Here is an 18,536-nt window from a genome sequence, read left to right on the forward strand (position 1 = left end):
CTCGGCGGGTCAGCTCGTCCCGCCGAGACGCGGTCCTCCGAGGGAGGTCGCTCCACGCACCCTGCTGGCATGGCGGATGCTCTAGCCCTCCGCGTGACGCACGAAGGTCGCTCCCACTCCCTCCAAGGACTCCGGCGCGACGCACCCAACCCTTCTCACGGCACACGCGGTACCTTTTGAGTACTTCCTTCCGGTCCATGCGTTATCGACCCCTCCCAGGTGCATGGACCGGAATAGCCTCGACCCACCGTGAGACTCGCTCGCAAGTTCACCCTCGCTCTCGTCCTGCTCGCCGTGGCCGTCATCGCCGGGCTGCAGGTCATCCAGGTCCGCCGTGAGCTGGAGCGCTCGGCGCTGGACATGCAACATGACCACCGGCTGCTCGGTCACACGCTCGCTGGCACCATCGGCAAGGCGTGGCAGCTCGCCGGTGAGCGTGAAGCCCTCACGCTCCTGAACCAGTCCAACAACTACCAGGAGCAGGTCCACCTGCGCTGGGTCTGGTTGGATGGCGGCCCCGGTACTCCGTCGCTCATCGGCTTCCCGCCGCGCCTGTTGGCCACGCTGCGCCAGGGCCAGGACGGCTCCATGGTGGACCCGACTCCAGAGCCCGGCCTGCTGCACTCGTACACGCCGGTCCGCATCGGCCCGCGCTTCGGCGCCATCGAAATCACCGAGTCGCTCGGCGAGGAGCGGCAGCACGTCTTCGTCACGGTGGTGGGCACCATCGTCGCCACCGGCACCATCACCTTCGCCTTCTTCATCGCCGCCATGGCCATGGGCCGCAGGCTCGTCGGAGAGCCGGTGGACGAGCTGGTGCAACTGGCGAACCGCTTCGGCCAGGGTGATTTGACGGCCCGCGTGCGGCTGCCCACCAAGCGACGCGGGGACGAAATCACCACGCTGGCCGACGCGATGAACCGCATGGGCGAACAGCTTGAGGAGACGCGCTCGCGCCTGTCCGCCGAGACTGTCGCGCGCCTGTCCGCGGTGGAGCACCTGCGCCACGCGGACCGGCTCACCACCGTGGGCAAGCTCGCCTCCGGCGTGGCGCACGAGCTGGGCACGCCGCTCAACGTGGTGATGGGCCGCGCGAAGATGATTTCGTCGGGCGAGGCGGAGGGCGAGGAGGTGGGCGAGTGCGCTCGCATCATCGGCCAGCAGGCCCAGCACATGACGGGCATCATCCGGCAGTTGCTCGACTTCGCCCGGCGCCGCGCGCCCCACCGGGCCCCGGAGGACGTGCGGGAGCTGGTGGACCGCTCGCTGTCGCTGCTCAGGCCCATGGCCTCCAAGAAGAGCATCACCCTGGTGGACGACGTGCCCCCGGGTGTCATGCTGGAGGCCGATGGAGGTCAGGTGCAGCAGGTGCTGACGAACCTGGTGATGAACGCGCTGCAGGCGATGAACAAGCCCGGCATGGTGCGCATCCACGCGACGCGCACGCGCGCCACGCCGCCCACGGATGTCGGGGGCGCGGAGAGCAGCTACGTGCGGGTGGACGTGGAGGACGAGGGCGGAGGAATCCCCGCGGACGTGCTGGGCCACGTCTTCGAGCCCTTCTTCACCACCAAGGACGTGGGCGAGGGCACGGGGCTGGGGCTGTCCGTCTCGTATGGTCTTGTCAGAGACCATGGCGGCTGGATTGCCGTGCGAAGCGAGCTGGGACGCGGTAGCTGCTTCTCCATCTATCTGCCGAGCGGAGGGGACACATGCCAGGCCGCGTCCTGATGGTCGAGGACGAGCGCGAGATGCGCGCCATGTTGGAGAAGGGACTGACTCGCCGGGGCTACACGCCCGTGGCGCTCGCGTCCGCGGATGAGGCGCTGGCGCGGCTGGCCGGCGAGGACTTCGACGTGGTGTTGACGGACTTGCGCATGCCCGGGATGGATGGGCTGGCGCTGTGCGAGCGCATCGTCCTCAACCGGCCGGACATCCCCGTCATCGTGCTGACGGCGTTCGGCAGCCTGGAGACGGCCGTCGCCGCCATCCGCGCGGGGGCGTACGACTTCGTCACCAAGCCCATCGACCTGGACGCGCTGGTGCTGGTGCTGGAGCGCGCCGTGCAGCACCGGGCCCTGCGCGACGAGGTGCGCCGGCTCAGGCAGCAATTGGGACGGCAGCAGGACAGCGGCGCGGTGGTGGGCGAGAGCCCCGCCATGCAGCAGGCCTATGCGCTCATCGACCGGGTGGCGGACCTGGACTCCACGGTGCTGATTACCGGTGAGAGCGGCACGGGCAAGGAGGTGGCGGCGCGCGCGGTGCACACGCGGGGTCGCCGCTCCGCGGGGCCATTCGTGGCGCTCAACTGTGCTGCGATGCCGGAGGCGCTGCTGGAGAGCGAGTTGTTCGGCCACGCCAAGGGCGCCTTCACGGACGCCAAGGCGACGCGCACGGGCCTCTTCGTCCAGGCCAACGGCGGCACGCTGTTCCTGGACGAGGTGGGCGAGTTGCCGCTCACGCTCCAGCCCAAGCTGCTGCGCGCGCTCCAGGAGCGGGTGGTGCGTCCGGTGGGTGGGGACACGGAGGTGCCGTTCGACGCGCGCATCGTCGCGGCGACGAACCGCGACCTGGAGCTGGCGGTGGAGGAGGGCCGGTTCCGCGAGGACTTGTACTACCGGCTCAACGTCATCGGCGTGGAGCTGCCTCCGCTGCGGGCGCGGGGCAATGACGTGCTGCTCTTGTCCCAGCGCTTCATCGAACAGTTCGCAGCGCGCAACAACAAGCGCGTGGTGGGGCTGTCGCCTGCGGCGGCGCAGCGGCTGTTGGCCTATGGGTGGCCGGGGAACGTGCGCGAGCTGCAGAACTGCATGGAGCGCGCGGTGGCGCTCACGTCGTTCGAGCAGCTCACGGTGGATGATTTGCCTGAGCGCATCCGGAACTACAGCCAGCCCAAGGTGGTGCCGGAGAACACGGACCCGTCGGAGCTGGTGACGCTGGAGGAGCTGGAGCGGCGCTACATCCACCGCGTGCTGGACACGGTGGGTGGCAGCCGGACGTTGGCGGCGCGCATCCTCGGCGTGGACCGGAAGACGCTGTACCGGAAGCTGGAGCGCGACGACGAGGCGAAGAAGCCCTGAGCGTCAGTCGAGGGTCTCCAGGCGGACCTCGAAGAGCTTGGGCCAGAGCTTGCCCGTCATGAACATGCGGCCGGTGCCGGGCTCCACCGCGATGCCGTTGAGGACGGCCTCGCGGTTGTCCAACTCGGGGGCCACGGCGCGCGTCAAGGCGGAGGCATCGATGACGGCGATGACGTGGCCGGTGGCGGGGTCGATTTCCAGCACGTTCGAGGAGTGCCAGACATTGGCGTAGATGACGCCGTTGGCGCACTCCAGCTCGTTGAGCTGGTCCTGCGGCTGGCCTTGCAGCGTGACTTCCACCGAGCCCAGGGGTTCGAAGGTGTCGAGTGAGTGGAAGGTCAGCGTGGAGCTGCCGTCGCTGCGGACCAGGCGGCCCTGCCAGTAGCACAGGCCCCAGCCATCGCCGGAGTAGCGCGTGGTGCGCTCGCGGACAGGGGGCAGGCCGCTCCAGGTGTAGAGCAGGCCCTCCGTCCAGGTGAGCTGGTAGAGGCGCTCGCCGTCACTGGCGAGTCCTTCCGTGAAGATGTTGCCCAGGTCTTCCAGCCACACGGGCGAGGCGGACTCCAGGGAGAGCTCGCGCAGCGTGCCCTCGTGGCCGGTGCTCTCGAAGAGCCGGCCCTGGTGGAAGACGAGCCCCTGCGTGAAGGCCTCCGTCGAGTGTGGATACTCCTGGACGATGCGCGCCACCTTCCGCGTGGGGCTCCCATCCGGGTTGATGCGCCGCTGCGTGGGGCCACAGCTGCAGCCGTTTCCCATCCCCATGCCCAGGACACAGAGCGCCGACACCCACGCTGATTGATGAACTCGCATCGCGGGAGTCACGCAAGCAGGAAACAAGGCTCTGCACAACACGCGCGCGGTCCGCTCCGTCCCGGACCATGCAGGCGCATCACCCCTCCTGTCGTCGCCGTCCCAGGCGAGCCCGCAGCTCCGCCGCCTGGCCCCGGTGCTGCGCCAGCTCATGCCCCAGCAGCAGGACCGCCGCCACCGCGAAGGGCAGCAGGTAGTAGACGATGCGGTACACCACGAGCGTGCCGAGCACCATCGAGGCGGACACCCCGGGCGTCAGCGCCGCCAGGATGATGGAGTCGAACACGCCCAGCCCTCCCGGCACCTGACTGGCGATGCCCACGAGCTGCGCCACCGCGAACAGCGCCACCATGCTCGGCGGCGAAATCCCCGACCCCGCAGGCAACAACACCCACAGCACCATCGCCGCCAGCGACCAGTCCAGACACGACACCCCCACCTGCTCCAAGGCCTGTCGCAGCGTGGGCAACGACACCTCCAGATGCAGCCGGGGCACCTTCAGCGTCCGCCGCACCTTCGCGCACAGGACCAGGTAGCCCAGCAACACTCCGAGCAGGCCAACACCCAACCCCCGCGCCATCCCAGGCTCGAGCGACAGCGACGACATGGCCCCCTGCCCCGCGTCCACCACCAGCGCCACACCCGCCACCGCCAGCAGCCCCGCCCAGAATGTCAGCGCGTTGAACGTCCCCACCTGCGCCACGTCCAGCGCCGTCAGCCCTCTCGCCGAATACAGCCGGTAGCGCACGCCGCCCCCCGTGAGGAACGACATGCCGATGTTGTGGCCGAACGCGTAGCCCACGAAGGACGTGAAGCCCACCTGCCGATACGGCAGCTTGCGCCCCAGGTGCCTCAGCGCCAGCGCGTCGTAGAGCGTCAACGCCAGGTAGTTGCACGCCGCGCACACCACCGCCAACGCGATGCGCTCGCGCGGAATCGACGCCAACCCGCGGGCCACGTCGGCGCCTCGAAGCTGGTGCAGCTCGTGGCGCATCACGAGGAAGGCCAACGCCAGCAACACCAGGGGAAGCACGGCGAGGAGCGCTCGCCTCAACGCGGTTCGAGAGAGCACCCTTCGACAGTGCGCACCTGCCTTCGCCCCCGCCCGCGTCGGGCAGGCAGGGACTCAGCGGGTCGGCGGGACGAGCGCCTCCGCCGTGGCGCACAAGTCCTCCATCGCGAAGGGCTTGTCCAACACCCGCGCCGCGCCCAGCAGCGCCGCGTCGCGATGCACCTGCGCATCTCCAAACGCGGTGATGAGGATGACCGGCGTCGTCCAACCCTCGCGTCGCAGCCGCGCCACCACCTCCAGCCCTGAGTACCCCGGCATGCGCACGTCGGTGATGATGAGGTCCGGCACCAACGTCTGGTCCGCCAGCAAGCCGTCGATGATGGCCTGCACCAGGCCCGGTCCATCAGCGGCCTCCACCACCTCATAGCCCTGGCGCTGGAGCGCCCTGCGCAACAACGCGCGCATCTCCGGCTGATCCTCCGCGACGAGGACTCGCGGGCGCTGCCCTCGCTCCGCGTCCAGGAGCGGCCATGGCCGCGCTCCCGACTGCTCCTGCTCTTCGTCTGGCCCCATCAAGGTCGACTCCTTCCAGCGCGGTGGGCTGCCCGCCCTCCCGCCTTGCTCGAGGAAGCACGGGACGTGACGAGCGAGCCCGGGCAGAGCATTCGACGTGCCACTTCATTCCCCAGCGGGAGGAGGCACTTCGCCCCGGGGACATTTGCCCCGAGCGGGGCACTTTGCCCCGAGGCTTCCTGCCCCGCTGCCCCCACTCCCAGAGGGAGACACCCCGCGCGAGGTCCTGGCCCGGCACATGCAAAAGGGTCTGGCATCGGTTCGGATGTGGGGACTCGCGGAACGAGCCCCGAGCAATGGCAGCCGTCGGGAGTCGGGGGACGACCAGCGGCAGACCTTTCCACCTCCAGGGGGAGCCATTCCGCGTCCTCCCCACATCTGAACCGATTCTCAAACACTCTTTCCTGACCGGACTGACTCCGGTCTCACGGAGAACGAACGATGGCCTGCTCGCTCCCCTCTCGCCGTTTCCTCGGTGCCCTGGCCCTCCTGCCCGTCGCGACGCTGGGCTTCGCGTGCGGACAGGCCCAGGCCCTGGGTTCTTCCAATTCCTCTCAAGCCACCGCCACCGTCGCCGCCACCGCGACGGCCGCCGCCGCGACGCCCTCAGGCGTGCCCGTGCAGCCCGCTCGCTTCAACCCCGCCACCACCGTCACCTCACTGGCTCCGCTCGTCGATTCAGTGAAGGGCTCCGTCGTCTATGTGGAGGTGCAGGCCCGCCCCAAGCGCATGTCCGGCATGCAGGGCCTGCCGCCGGGCCTGGCCGAGCGCTTCGGCATGATGCCGCCGGGCATGCAGGGCGCTCCGCAGCCGCGCCAGGGATTGGGCTCGGGCTTCATCATCGACGCGACGGGCACCGTGCTCACCAACAACCACGTGGTGGAGGGCGCGGACGTGGTGCGCGTGAAGTTGGAAGATGGCCGCTCGTTCGACGCGGAGGTGCTGGGCAGGGACCCGCTCACCGACGTCGCGCTGCTCAAGCTCAAGGGCGCGCCCAACAACCTGCCCTTCGTGCCGCTGGGTGACTCGGACGCGGTGCGCGTGGGCGACGCGGTGATGGCCATCGGCAACCCGTTCGGCCTGGACTCCAGCGTCAGCGCCGGCATCCTCTCCGCGCGCGCCCGGGACATCCACTCCGGCCCGTACGACGACTTCCTCCAGACGGACGCCGCCATCAACCCCGGCAACTCCGGCGGCCCGCTCTTCAACATGAAGGGCGAAGTCGTCGGCATGAACACCGCCATCATCGGCGGCGCCAGCGGCATCGGCTTCGCGGTGCCCAGCAACCTCATCCGCGCGCTCCTGCCGCAGCTCCAGGAGACGGGCGCGGTGCGCCGCGGCTACCTGGGCCTGGCCATCCAGGACCTCACGCCGGAGCTGGCGCGCGCCCTCAAGGTCGACGCCACCAAGGGCGCCGTCGTGTCCGGCATCAGCCGAGGCGGCCCCGGAGACCGGGCGGGCCTCAAGGAAGAGGACATCATCACCTCCGTCGGAGGCCGCGCGGTGGAGTCCGCCGGCACGCTCACCCGCGCCGTGGCGCTGCTCAAGCCCGACAGCCGCGTGAAGGTGGAGCTGGTGCGCGGCGGCAAGCCCATGACGCTGGACGTGACGCTCGGCACGCGCCCGGCCCAGCGCGGCGAAGAGGAAATCACGCCGCGCAACGCCTCCGCGCCCGCCACGCGCAAGCTGGGCATCAGCCTGCGAGACGCGGAGGGCGGCGGCGCTCAAATCATGGAGGTGGAGCCCGGCAGCCCCGCGGAGCGCGCGGGTCTCATGCCCGGCATGGTGCTGGTGCAGGTGGGTGACGGCAAGGTGTCCAGCGCGTCCGACGCGGTGAACACCCTGACCTCCGCGAAGTCGGGCGCCGCGCTCCTGTTGCGCGTGCGAGCCCCGGACTCGGACTCCACGGTGCTTCGCGCCCTGGAGATTCCGTAGTCCCTCACGGTGTCCGGCGGGCCTTCCCTCCCACCCGCCGGACGCCGCTGAGGTTTTCGCACGAGCCTAGAGCGAGACGATGGGCTTGAAGCCGCCGTACATCATCCGCTTCATGTCGAAGGGCATGCTCGTCATGTCGCCCAGTCGCGGGTCGTTCATGACCAGCTTGTTGATGCGATTGCGGTCGGCCTTCGACGCATAGACGATGAAGGAGAACACCACCGTCTCGCCCTCCTTGCGCTTCACGCTCCTGGCGAACAGGGCGAGCGGGCCTTCGGCGATATCATCGGCGACACATTCGGTGTACTGGAGCGCGCCGTGCTCGCGCCATATCTTGCCGGCCTTGCGAGCAATCTTGCGGTACGCGGCGAGGTTCTTCGTGGGCATTGGTAAGAGAAATCCGTCGACGTAGGGCATGCCAACCTCCAGCAGCGAGTGGAGGGGTCAGTAAACCACTTCACTCGCGCGACACCGGAGGTGTTCTGTCTTCACGACAAGATTCCGACACCGGAGCGTGCGGCGCTCACGTCCCCGGGCGGAAGCGCAGCGCGCTCCAGACGGAGTCGATGGCCACCTGCCGCACGGGCTGGACGCCCTCCTGCTCCAGGCGCCGGGCGAGGATGTCCCGGTTGAGGTCCGTGTCGAGTTGCCCCGCCTTCGGGTACGCGACCCACGTGACGCGGTCCTCCTTCGCGGCGGCGATGACGGGCGCGGCCTTCGTGTCCACGTCCTCCATCCGCGTCACGAAGAGCAGCAGCGCCTCCGCCTTCACGGAGGACGTCGTCGCGACATCGTCCAGGTCGACCCCCTTGGGCTTGCCCATGACTCGGGCCTTCATGCCGTCCTTCAAGTTCAGCTTCTTCGCCAGGCTCATGGATGGGGCCTCTCTCGATGGAAGCGGGCATGACAGCACCGCCCCCGGCGCGGGGGCAATGAACCCGCGTTCGCGCAAGCAAGAGGCCCTGGAGTCCGGGTGATGCGCGACCGACCCCCGGGGTAACCGAGGGTGTCCTGAATCCCCATTGCATTTGGCGTAGAGTCGCCCCGTGCCGCGCTGCCAGACATGTGGGCGGCGTTGGGAAGGCTCCCACGCGCCATGCCCGCCGAGCTCACCCGCCGAAGGGGCGGGACGTCCGACGTCCGTCGAGCCTGCCCCTCCCCTCATCCCCGGCTATCACGTGGAGGGGGTGCTGGCGCGCGGCGGCTTCGGCGTGCTCCTGGGTGCCCGGCGCGAGTCAGACCAGCAGCGCGTGGCCATCAAGCTGGCCCACACCGGCAATGCCCTGGCGCGCGCGCAGCTCGTCCGGGAGTCGGAGGCGCTGCGCACGCTGGGGCCGCCCACCGTGCCCGCGCTGTACGAGGTGGGCGTGCTCTCCGGGGGCATCCGCTTCCTCGTCATGGAGCACGTCCCGCTGCCCACCCTGGCGGAGCGACTGGCGCGCGCCGCGGGCCCCGTGCCGGCCCAGGAGCTGGCCTCCCTGGCGCTCTCGGTGGCGGACACCGTGGCCCTGGTGCATGCGCGGGGGCTCGCCCACTGTGACTTGAAGCCCGAGCACCTCTTCCTCAACGAGGACGGAGGCGGCCAGGTGCGCGTCTTCGACTTCGGCCTGGTGCGCGGCACCTCACTCCAGGAGGGCGCCTCCCTGCCCGGTGAGGGCGCGACGACGAGCGACTCGTCGGCCTTCGCCGGCACCGCGGAGTACATGGCGCCGGAGCAGTGCGCGGGCAACTCGGACGTGGATGCGCGCACGGACGTGTACGCGCTGGGCGTGCTGCTCTACGAGATGCTCACCGGCCGGCCTCCCTTCTTCGGCCCCACGCCGGAAGTGCTCCAGGCCCACCTGGCCCTCCGCCCCCCTCCGCCCTCGGACTTCGCGCCCGTGCCGCCCGCGCTGGAGGAGGTCGTCCTGCGCTGTCTGGCCAAGGAGCGCGCTCGCCGCCCCGAGGACGCCGCCGCGCTGGCCACCGCGCTGCGCGAGGCCTTCACCCATGCGCACCGTCCGCTCGAGCCCGTCACGCCCCGGCCCGCCGCGCCCGGGGAGCCTCGCCCCGCGCAGGTGCGCCGCTCCGTCGCCGTGCTCTTCCTGACGTCTCGCGCCAACCCCGTCAGCCTGCAGAAGGGGCTCTCCTCGTACGGGGGACACCTGGCCTTCACGGATGGGCCGCGCATCGCCGCCGTGTTCGACCCGGACGTGGGAGAGAACCCCGTGCGCCGGGCCATGCGCGCCGCCGAGGGACTGGCCGACCGGGGACTCGCCGCGAGCGCCCTCGTCGACGTGTCCGCCGTCACCGTGCAGCGCCGCCCCACCGGCACCCCGCGATATCTGGGCGCCATCCTCTCTCGCGCGGACCGCTACCCCACCGGGCCGGAGACCCATGGCCTGCTGTTGTCTCCGGCCGCCGCGGAGGCCGTGCCGGAGGTGCCGTGCACGGAGGTGCCGGGCCACCCGGGCCTCCTGCGCCCCGCGTCTCCGGGCGCGGCGCCGCGTCCCGACATCACCGTGCTCCAGCTGGGCAGCGAGGTGCTGGTGGGCCGCGAGGCGGAGCTGACCTCGCTGATGGACAGCGCCCGCGCGGCCGTGGGCGCGGCGGCCCCCACCCTGGTCACCGTCCTGGGCGAGCGGGGACTGGGCAAGAGCCACCTCGCCGCCGCGCTCGCGCGTGAACTCCAGATGCAGTTGCCACTGACTCGCATCTACACCACGCGCTCACGCGAGCCTGTTCAAGGCGATCCGGACGGCACGCTGCGCACGCTCCTGCGCTGCGCCCTCAACGCCTTCGAGAGCGAGAACACGGACACGGAGGAGCAGGGCCGCGCGGCCATCATGCAGCGGCTGGGCCCCACGCTGGGGTCGGAGCTGTGGCCGGGCGTGGCCGCGACGCTGGGCTGGTATGCGCCGGGCGGACCGGAGCTGCAGAGCTGGGCGGCGGCGCCGGGCGCGCTGCGCTCGCTGGCCATGCGCGCCACCGGTGAGCTGTTGGCCGCCACCGCCCGCGAGCGTCCGCTGTGCCTGGTCATCGACGACGCGCACTTCGCCGAGGAGACGGCGCTGGACGCGCTGGAGTACGCGTGCCTCGCCGAGGCGAGCGTGCCCATCTGGGTGTGCGTGCTCGCGCGCCCGGGGTTCGAGAAGAGCCGGCCCCTGTGGGGTGCTCGAGCGGCGCGGCAGTCCACCGTGACGCTGCGAGCGCTGGGGGCGGAGCAGGCGCAGGAGCTGTGCCGCATGCTCCTCAAGCCGGTGGAGAACGTGCCGGCGCAGGCGGTGGACCGCATCGTCGAGCGCGCCCAGCACGTGCCGCTCTACATGGTGGAGCTGGTGCGCGGCCTCAAGCGCCAGGGGCTGGTGCGCCAGCGCGCTCCGGGCGGCAGCTGGTACCTGGTCACCGACGGCGTGGAGAAGGTGCCTGAGCTGCGGCTGGTGGAGTGGCTGGCGGACCGCGAGCTGGGAGCGCTGCCGCCGACGCTGGCCGCGCACGCCCGGCTGTGCGCCCTCTTGGGGACGGACTTCACCGCCGCCACGGCGGAGGGCGTGGTGCGGGAGCTGGAGCGCGACGGCGCCGCCGGGGGCTTCCCGCTGGATGCGGGCCATGCGACGCGCCGGTTGCTCGACTCCGGCCTGCTGGTGTCCCACCGCCTGGAGGGGCTGAGCTTCCGCAACGAGCTCCTGCGCGACGCGGTCGCCGCCACCCTCCCCGCCGCCGAGCGCGAGCGCATCCACCGCGCCGCGTACCGCTACTTCCTGGGCCCCACGGGCGCCAGCGAGCGACAGCGGCTGCCCCGTCTGGCGCTGCATGCCGCCGCCGCGGACCTGCGCGACGAGGCCGCCGCGCTCTCCATCGACCTGGCCGAGTCGGCGCGCGGACGCCACGCGTTCCTCGACGCGGAGGCCATGTACACGCGCGCGCTGGAGCTGTTGGACAGCTCCGACGAGCTGCGCTGCCTCACCTCGCTGCGAGGGCGCGGGCTGATGCGCATCCGCATTGGCCGCTATGACGACTCGCTGGCGGACTTCGCCGCCGCCCGGGAGCGGGCGCGCCGGCTGGGCGACACGCGCACGGAGGTGGAGCTGCTGCTGGATGAAGCCATGGCCCTGGACTGGGTGAATGACTATCCCGCCAGTGAGGCCCGCGCGCTGGAGGCCCAGGCGATATCGGCCCGCGTGGGCTCCGCCTACGTGAAGGGGCGCCTGCTGCTCGCGGTGGGCCGCGCGCTGTTCCGCAAGGGTGAGTGGCAGGAGGCCCGCGAGCCCCTGGAGGCGGCGGCGGAGATTGCCCGGCGCCTGGGTGACGCGGGCTACGAGACGCAGGTGGTGTCCCAGCTCCTGCTCGCGGTGATGCTCCCCAACCTGGGGGACATCGACGAGACGGACCGCGTGCTGACGGAGGTCATCGCCGCGTGCTCGGAGCGGGGCGACTTGTTCCACCTGGGCAGCGCCATCAACAACCGCCGCAACCTGTGGGTGGCCCGGCGGGATTTGGCCAACGCGCTGAAGGACCAGGAGCGCTTCATGCACCTGGGACGCGAGCTGGGCATGGTGGGCTGGGAGTACTTCGCCGAGCACAACCTGGGCGAGCTGCACTACCAGGCCGGAGACGTCGACGCGGCCACGCCGCACATCACCCGGGCGATAGCGCTGGAGCGCAGGCACCCGGAGGTGGCGCCGAGGCCGTGGGCCCTGCTGCTCCAGGCGCGCACCATGGCGTGGCTCGGGCGACAGGCACGGGCCCGCGAGCTGCTCGCGCAGGTGCGGCAGGTACTGTCAGAGGGCCGCAACGGCGTGGAGTTGAGCCCTTCGGAGGAGGTGCTCTTCGCCATGGTGGAGCTGGCCACGCGCGACGCCACCTCGGAGGCGTGGTCGACGCTGCGCGAGTGGTCCGCCCAGGTGTCCGTGGAGCAGGAGCCGCTCGAGGTGCTGGAGATGATGGGGCTGGCGGCGCTGCGCCGGGGTGAGCGCGAGGAGGCCATCCGCATCCTGGCGGACGCGCTCCAGCTCGCCTCGCGACTGCCCAACCTCATGGAGGCGCGCATCCGCCGCTCGCTGGAGCGCGCGCGGGAGAGCGTCTTCCCGACGTGAGCCCGGAGGCGTGAGGGGCTCTCCCGAACACCGGTCCGCCGCGCACCGACGTCAGCTGGGCTGAGCACGCTCGCGAGCGTTTACGCGCCCGCTACGCCATGAGGCCCGGAGCCACGAAGGCCGAGTTCTCGCGCCCCAACGCACGCGCTACGCCATGAAGCCCAAGAGCTTCAGCGCACCGATGAGCACTCCCACCAGCGACTCCGCGGCAATCGCCCCCGCCGCCAGCGCGGGCACGTTGCGCACCGTCGCCTGGGGCCAGCGCCACCGGGCCAGCGCAGCCAGTGCTCCACCGAGGCACAGCGTCACCGCGAAATAGGCGGGCAGGATGAAGCCAATCCCCATCGCCACCGGTGACGGCATCCACCGCGCCGCGCGACCCCGCGAAAGCACCGTCAGGAGCGCGCCGACACCCGCCGCGATACCGCCCGCCAGCGCCGCGTTCGGCGGCAGGCCCGAGAGCCCCTTCACCGCCAGCTCCGCCACCGCTCGGAACTGATGGGAGAACGGTGCCGGCAGCGCCTCCGAGCCCAGCCCGTACGCCCGCGTCAGCAGCAGGTACGCCGGCACGCTCACCAGCGAGCCCGCCAGCGCCCCCACCAACTGCGCCCCGAGCATCCGCCGCGGCGAAGCTCCCAGGAGGTGCCCTGCCTTGAGCGCCCACATGCTCACGCCCGTCTGCGCCGCCGCGCCGGACACCACGCCACCCACAGCGATATTCGGCGCCACCGCGCCAGGCAGCAGCACGCCCGCCGCCACCTGGGAGAGCTGCCCTACCTGCGTCACTGGCGAGACATCCACCTGTCCCGCGCCTCGCGCGCACACCGCGCACAAGGGCAGCAGCACCCCCAATGCCAGCAGCACCTGCGGCACGCTCATCCCAAACAGGGCCACGCCCAGCCCCAGCGTCAACACGCCCGCCGCGCCACCGCACAGCCACGCCCACCGGGGAAGCACGCCACTCCACTTCAGTGAGCCCACGTCCTTCGCCGCGCCCCAGAAGTCACGCGCCTGCGCCGCGAGCGACACCATCGCCGAGCCCACCAGCAACCCCACGCCGGGCCACGTGAGCCAGTTCAACAGCGAGTCATAGGTCGCTTCCTTCACCGCGCCCGTGCTCAAGAGCCACGGCGCCAGCGCGCCCCAGCCCACGAGCGCGCCCACCAGCATGCTCAGGCCCAGGTGCAGCCCCGCCATCATCCCCACCGCCACCAGCATGGGACTCCACGCCAGGCCCCACGTCAGCGACGCCGCCGAAACGCCGCCCATCGAGCCCGGCGCCGCCACCATGCCCGGCAGCTTCTGGAGCACGTCCCGCACCACGGTGACTCCCGTGGACACCACCGCCGCCACCGCGAGCCACACGCCGCGCCCGCGATTCTCCTCGGGCTCCGAGGCGTGCATCGCGGTGATGAGCTCCGCCGTGGTGATTCCCGTGGGGAAGGCCAGCGCCTCCTCCTCCAGCAGACGACGCCGCAAGAGGTGCGCGGCCAGTACGCCGAGCACGCCCAGCGCCACGCTCCACACGGCCACTCCCACGCCGGGCACGTCCAATCCCATCAGCATCAGCGCCGGCAAGGGCCCCAAGAGCCCCGCCGCCGCCGGCATGGCGCCCACCGACACGGCCGCCACCTGCGTGAGGTTGTTCTCCAGCGGGGTGTACGGCGAGCCGCGCCTGCGCGACACCGCCGCCAGGCCACCGAAGCCCAGCACCGCCGCCGTGACGGAGCCGCTCTCCCACCAGCCCAGCTTCAACCCCATGGACACGTTGGTGACGGCCAGGAGCGCACCGACGACGAGCCCCATCCCCAGCGCGCGCGCCGACCACTCCCGGGACTCTCGGACAGGGGATGGCGCGGACTCGGGGACCAACGCCAGCGGTGCGTCGCTGGCGGACTCGGGGACGGCGGGGGTGGAGGACACGAGGGCTTTCGGGGGACTGCTCATCTTCCCGCCTCCGCCGAACGGCCCACCAGCTCGCGGAGCTGCGTGAGGTCCAGCGGCTTCGAAATCTTCAGATTCGGAACGTCGCGCAGGAAGGACACCGTGCGCGGGGTGAAGGCGCCGCCGGTCATGAACACCATGCGGCCCGCCTGGTCCGGCACGCTGCGACCCAGCTCGTGGTACAGGTCCATGCCCGTCATCCCCGGCATCATCACATCGCAGAGGATGAGGTCGAATCTGCTGCCGTCGTTGAGCAGTCGCAGCGCCGCCTGCGCGCTGTTCGCCGTGGCGACCTCGTGGTCCGACGCCAGCGAGCGCTGGAGCGCCAGCGTCACGTTCGGCTCGTCATCCACGACGAGGATGCGCGCCCGCGCGTTGGCGGCCACCACCGCCGTCAGCCGGGGCAACACCTCCAGCTCCCGCGTGGCCGCGCGCAGCACCACGCGGAAGGTGCTCCCCTTGCCCGGCTCGCTCTCCGCGTGGATGGAGCCACCCATGGACTCGATGATGCCGTGGCAGATGGACAGCCCCAGCCCCGTGCCCACGCCCACCGGCTTGGTGGTGAAGAACGGGTCGAAGATGCGGTCCATGACCTCCGGCGACATGCCCATGCCCGTGTCGCGCACCTCCACCAGCACCCGGCCGCGGTCTCCCGCGCGGATGACGACGCGGATTTCGTGCTCGTGCTCGGGCGAGCGGTCCTCCGGAATCGCCTGCGCCGCGTTGAGCAGCAGGTTGAGGAACACCTGGCACAGCCGCGACTCGCTGGCCTCCACCGGGGCCACCGGCTCGAACTCCGTCACCAGCCGCGCGCGGTGGCGGATGACGTTGTCCGCCATCTTGCACGCCAGCTCCACCGCGCGGCGCACGTCCACCGGCATCAGCCGCACCTCCTGCTCGCCCCGCGCGAAGACCTTCAAGTCGCGGACGATGGTGGCGATGCGCTCGGCGCCCTCCGTCGTCTCGCGCACCAGCTGCTGGAGCGAGGCGATGGCCGCCGCGGGCACCTGGCTCTCCATCCGCTCCAGCCCCTCGCGCACCAGGTGAAGGTTGACGAGCATGTAGGCCAGCGGGTTGTTGATTTCGTGCGCCACGCCCGCGCCCAGCGTGCCCACCGACGCCAGCCGGTCCGCCACGACGAGGTGCGCCTGGAGCTGCTTTCGCTCCGACGTGTCGCGGTGGACCATGATGTTCGCAATCGTGCGCCCCTCGCTGTCGCGCAGCGGGACGACGACGGACTCGCACCAGCATGTGGTGCCGTCGCGCCGCTTGAACTCCAACTCCCCCGTCCACCGCCCCTGCTTCTCCAGCGCCGCCAGCACCATGCCCGTGAGCCGGTCCGGCTCGTCCGGGTGCAACACGCGGAAGAGCGTCTGCCCCATGGCCTCCGTCTTGTTGCGGCCGAACATCCGCTCCGCGCTGGCGTTCCAGTCGATGATGCCGCCGCCCAAGTCGGTAATCACCACGCCGTCGTAGATGCTCTCGAAGATGAGCGCCTGGCGGTTCAGCTCCTGCTCGGCCTGCTTGCGCGCGGTGATGTCCATCACCGTGCCCGTCACCCGTGCGGGCATGCCGGACGCGTCGCACAGCACGTCACCCTTGCAGGAGATCCAGCGCCACCCGCTGCCCTGCGGTTCAATGCGGTAGTCCACGTCCACCTGCGTCTTCTTCTCCAACGCGGTGGACAAGGACTCGCGCACGCGCGGCAGATCCGCGGGGTGCACCACCTCCTCCAGCTCCATGGCCCGGCCGGACAGCTTGCCCACGGGCAGCCCGAGCAGCCGGTCCACGTGCTCGCTCCACGTCACCCGGCCGCTCTGCGCATTCCAATCCCAGATGCCCACGCGCGCGGCGGACAGCGCTTGCCTGAGCTGCTCCTCGCGCTGCTCCAGCAGCTCCCGCTTGGAGAAGCGGAACACCGTGACGGTGCCAATCTGGAGCCGGTCCCCCTCCTGGAGCTCCGCGGTGGCGATGGGCGTGCCGTTGAGCAGCGTGCCGTTGGTCGACTCCAGGTCCGTGACGTGGCAGCCCCCGTCGGGCGAGCGGATGATGCGGGCGTGCTTGCGGGAGACCCCGTGGTCGTCGATGCGCACCGTGGCCTCGGAGCCCCGGCCGATGATGTGCTCCCCCGGCTCCAGCCGGTACGCCTTGCCGATGGCCGCCGGCGTCGTCGTGCTGATGAGGATGAGGCAGGCGCCCGTCGAGGAAGGCGGAGCCAGCGCCATCCCCGCGCAGGTGGTGAGGTCATCCAAGGTCGTCATCAAGAGGCCCCCCGGGCCCCCGCGCCGCGTCCGTCCACCCGACCAACCCCGACTCGCGCGCGTGAGGTCACGTCCCGGGAATCCAGCAGTCCCTGGCCACGGCGTCCAACCACCCGGGGTGTTGGGGCGCCCGAGCATACGCAAGGCAACATCTGCCCCTCTGCCCCCCCACCCGAGGTGATGGGTGGTGAACGCATGACGGGGATTGGCGCGACGCGGCGGTCGCTTCGGGCCCGGGGCGTGCAGCAGGGCTCCAAGGTGGGTGCTAGGGTGCCCTCCACACATGGCGGCCGACTCCGAGAGCACGTTCCGCATCCAGGCACGGGCGGATCTGCATGGCTCCGAGCGAGGGCGCGGCGATGCGGGCAAAGGCGACAGGGGCCCCGGCACGCTCGCGGGCGAGTACATCCTCAAGGCCCTGCTCGCCTCCGGTGGCCACGGCAGCGTCTACGAAGCCGAGCATCGGATTCTGGGCCGCCGCGCCGCGGTGAAGGTGCTTCACCCCCACCTGGCGGACCAGGGCGAGATGCTCAAGCGCTTCGTGCGCGAGGCCCGCGTGGTGAACCAGATTCGCCACCCCAACATCGTGGATGTCTATGACTTCGGGCTGATGCCGGACGGCAGCCCCTACTACGTCATGGAGCTGCTCGCGGGCCGCACGCTGGGCCAGGTGGTGCAGGAGCGCGGCCGGCTGTCCGCGTCCCGCGCGCGCGCCTACCTGGAGCCCGTGTGCGGCGCGCTGGAGGCGGCGCACCGCGCGGGCGTCGTCCACCGCGACTTGAAGGCCAGCAACATCCTCGTCGTGGAGGAGGGCGAGAAGCCCCGGGTGAAGCTGCTCGACTTCGGCATCGCCAAGCTGATGCACGCGGAGGGCACGCAGGAGGGCCTCACCATCGCCGGCCAGCGGCTGGGCACCGCGCACGCCATGGCCCCCGAGCAGTTCCGCGGCGGCACCATTGGCCCGTACACGGACATCTACGCGCTGGGCGTGCTGCTGCACCAGTTGCTCACCGGCCGCTACCCCTTCCTCTGCGAGGACCGGATGGAGTTGGAGCGGCTGCACCTGGAGGCGCCCGCGCCCAGGCCCAGCGCCATCGCCCCGGTGTCGCCCGCGGTGGACGCGGTGGTGCTGCGCTGCCTGGAGAAGGACGCCAGCCGCCGCTTCACCACCGTGGGCGCCTTCCTCGCCGCGCTCGCGGACGCCGCCGAGGAGCCCGTCCAACCCACCCACCGCACCCGGCTGGCGCTCGCCGTCCACGCGGAGGTGGTGCTGCCTTTGGCCGCCCAGGACGACGACGCGATGTACGCCGTGCTCGCCGACGTGCTGGATGGCCTGGAGCAGGGCCTGCGCGGCGGAGGCTTCCTGCTCGCGCTCCAGTCCGGCACCACGCTCCTGGCGGTGCGCCCCCTGGAGAACGGCGCGCCCACCCCGGAGCGCACCGCGTACCTGCGCGAGGCCGAGCGCTCCCTGCGCATCCTCCAGCAGGCCGCGCAGAAGCTCGCCGACCCCGTGGATGCCACCGTCCACCTGTGCCTGCACCTGGGCCAGGCCGAGACGCGCGGCGACACCGGAGAGTCCGAAGTCGTCGGAGGCCCCGTCACCGACGTGGGCGCCTGGCGACTGCGCGGACCCGAGGGCTTCGCCCTCACCCCCGCCGCCGTGCTGTCCCTGGAATTCCCGGAACCGAATTAGGCCTCCCGGGAATCACAGGTATTCGTTGATTCCACCTCATCCATGACTCTCTGAGTTCTGGACTTTACACCCTGACTGTTATGATTCATCCGACACGGGAAAATTACTGCTCCTACGGCATGCAGGACGGCTGAACCCCCGGCAAAACTTGTC

At 71.0% G+C, this 18,536-nt stretch carries 12 protein-coding genes; 5 read left to right on the top strand and 7 right to left on the bottom strand.

The window, feature by feature from the left end:
• Positions 1-249 precede the first annotated feature (249 nt).
• A complete protein-coding gene (locus LZ199_RS19030; RefSeq protein ID WP_253995140.1) occupies positions 250-1,731 on the top strand; it encodes a sensor histidine kinase in 1,482 nt (493 codons plus the stop codon).
• A complete protein-coding gene (locus tag LZ199_RS19035; RefSeq protein ID WP_253995141.1) occupies positions 1,713-3,080 on the top strand; it encodes a sigma-54-dependent transcriptional regulator in 1,368 nt (455 codons plus the stop codon). The genes LZ199_RS19030 and LZ199_RS19035 overlap by 19 nt, the downstream gene beginning before the upstream one ends.
• 3 nt (positions 3,081-3,083) lie before the next feature.
• Here the strand turns inward: LZ199_RS19035 and LZ199_RS19040 are convergent, their stop codons facing one another.
• The 3 genes from LZ199_RS19040 to LZ199_RS19050 form a co-directional block, all read right to left on the bottom strand.
• Positions 3,084-3,866 (bottom strand): glutaminyl-peptide cyclotransferase, encoded by a 783-nt coding sequence (locus tag LZ199_RS19040; RefSeq protein ID WP_253995142.1) that lies wholly within the window; start codon positions 3,864-3,866, stop codon positions 3,084-3,086.
• 103 nt (positions 3,867-3,969) lie between these two features.
• Complete coding sequence (locus LZ199_RS19045) at positions 3,970-4,944, bottom strand: lysylphosphatidylglycerol synthase domain-containing protein (protein ID WP_253995143.1); 975 nt, start codon at positions 4,942-4,944, stop codon at positions 3,970-3,972.
• A 72-nt stretch (positions 4,945-5,016) separates the two neighbouring features.
• Complete coding sequence (locus LZ199_RS19050) at positions 5,017-5,475, bottom strand: response regulator transcription factor (protein WP_253995144.1); 459 nt, start codon at positions 5,473-5,475, stop codon at positions 5,017-5,019.
• Positions 5,476-5,916: 441 nt separating this feature from the next.
• Here LZ199_RS19050 and LZ199_RS19055 point away from each other — a divergent pair, with 441 nt between their 5' ends.
• On the top strand, positions 5,917-7,410 hold the full coding sequence (locus tag LZ199_RS19055; RefSeq protein WP_253995145.1) for a Do family serine endopeptidase: 1,494 nt from the start codon (positions 5,917-5,919) through the stop codon (positions 7,408-7,410).
• 66 nt (positions 7,411-7,476) lie between these two features.
• On the opposite strand, the gene LZ199_RS19060 is transcribed toward LZ199_RS19055, so the two are convergent.
• Both LZ199_RS19060 and LZ199_RS19065 read right to left on the bottom strand, forming a co-directional pair.
• Positions 7,477-7,827 carry a DUF1428 domain-containing protein gene (locus LZ199_RS19060; protein WP_256569227.1) on the bottom strand — a complete coding sequence of 117 codons (351 nt, stop codon included), beginning with the start codon at positions 7,825-7,827 and terminating at the stop codon, positions 7,477-7,479.
• A 106-nt stretch (positions 7,828-7,933) separates the two neighbouring features.
• Positions 7,934-8,284, bottom strand: a complete 351-nt coding sequence (locus tag LZ199_RS19065) for a hypothetical protein (RefSeq protein WP_253995147.1) — start codon at positions 8,282-8,284, stop codon at positions 7,934-7,936.
• Positions 8,285-8,456: 172 nt separating this feature from the next.
• On the opposite strand from LZ199_RS19065, the gene LZ199_RS19070 reads away from it, so the two are divergent.
• The gene (locus LZ199_RS19070; protein WP_253995148.1) at positions 8,457-12,485 is read left to right on the top strand and encodes a serine/threonine-protein kinase; all 4,029 of its coding nucleotides are present in this window, start codon (positions 8,457-8,459) and stop codon (positions 12,483-12,485) included.
• Between the two features lie 147 nt (positions 12,486-12,632).
• Here LZ199_RS19070 and LZ199_RS19075 read toward each other — a convergent pair whose 3' ends face one another.
• Together LZ199_RS19075 and LZ199_RS19080 are read right to left on the bottom strand one after the other, a co-directional pair.
• Complete coding sequence (locus LZ199_RS19075; protein ID WP_253995149.1) at positions 12,633-14,432, bottom strand: OPT/YSL family transporter; 1,800 nt, start codon at positions 14,430-14,432, stop codon at positions 12,633-12,635.
• Positions 14,429-16,690, bottom strand: a complete 2,262-nt coding sequence (locus LZ199_RS19080) for a PAS domain S-box protein (protein WP_253995150.1) — start codon at positions 16,688-16,690, stop codon at positions 14,429-14,431. The genes LZ199_RS19075 and LZ199_RS19080 overlap by 4 nt, the downstream gene beginning before the upstream one ends.
• Positions 16,691-16,973: 283 nt before the next feature.
• Between LZ199_RS19080 and LZ199_RS19085 the strand changes: the two genes are divergently transcribed.
• Positions 16,974-18,383 carry a serine/threonine-protein kinase gene (locus LZ199_RS19085; RefSeq protein ID WP_253995151.1) on the top strand — a complete coding sequence of 470 codons (1,410 nt, stop codon included), beginning with the start codon at positions 16,974-16,976 and terminating at the stop codon, positions 18,381-18,383.
• Positions 18,384-18,536: the final 153 nt, after the last annotated feature.

The sequence above is a fragment of the Myxococcus qinghaiensis genome (genome assembly GCF_024198215.1).
GTDB lineage: Bacteria > Myxococcota > Myxococcia > Myxococcales > Myxococcaceae > Myxococcus > Myxococcus qinghaiensis.

What these genes read in the sequence shown, in the direction of transcription:
- LZ199_RS19035 (WP_253995141.1), top strand. Translation starts at nt 1,713, where the DNA reads ATGCCAGGCCGCGTCCTGATGGTCGAGGACGAGCGCGAGATGCGCGCC.
- LZ199_RS19050 (WP_253995144.1), bottom strand. Translation starts at nt 5,475, where the DNA reads ATGGGGCCAGACGAAGAGCAGGAGCAGTCGGGAGCGCGGCCATGGCCG.
- LZ199_RS19055 (WP_253995145.1), top strand. Translation starts at nt 5,917, where the DNA reads ATGGCCTGCTCGCTCCCCTCTCGCCGTTTCCTCGGTGCCCTGGCCCTC.
- LZ199_RS19060 (WP_256569227.1), bottom strand. Translation starts at nt 7,827, where the DNA reads ATGCCCTACGTCGACGGATTTCTCTTACCAATGCCCACGAAGAACCTC.
- LZ199_RS19065 (WP_253995147.1), bottom strand. Translation starts at nt 8,284, where the DNA reads ATGAGCCTGGCGAAGAAGCTGAACTTGAAGGACGGCATGAAGGCCCGA.
- LZ199_RS19075 (WP_253995149.1), bottom strand. Translation starts at nt 14,432, where the DNA reads ATGAGCAGTCCCCCGAAAGCCCTCGTGTCCTCCACCCCCGCCGTCCCC.
- LZ199_RS19080 (WP_253995150.1), bottom strand. Translation starts at nt 16,690, where the DNA reads ATGACGACCTTGGATGACCTCACCACCTGCGCGGGGATGGCGCTGGCT.
- LZ199_RS19085 (WP_253995151.1), top strand. Translation starts at nt 16,974, where the DNA reads ATGGCGGCCGACTCCGAGAGCACGTTCCGCATCCAGGCACGGGCGGAT.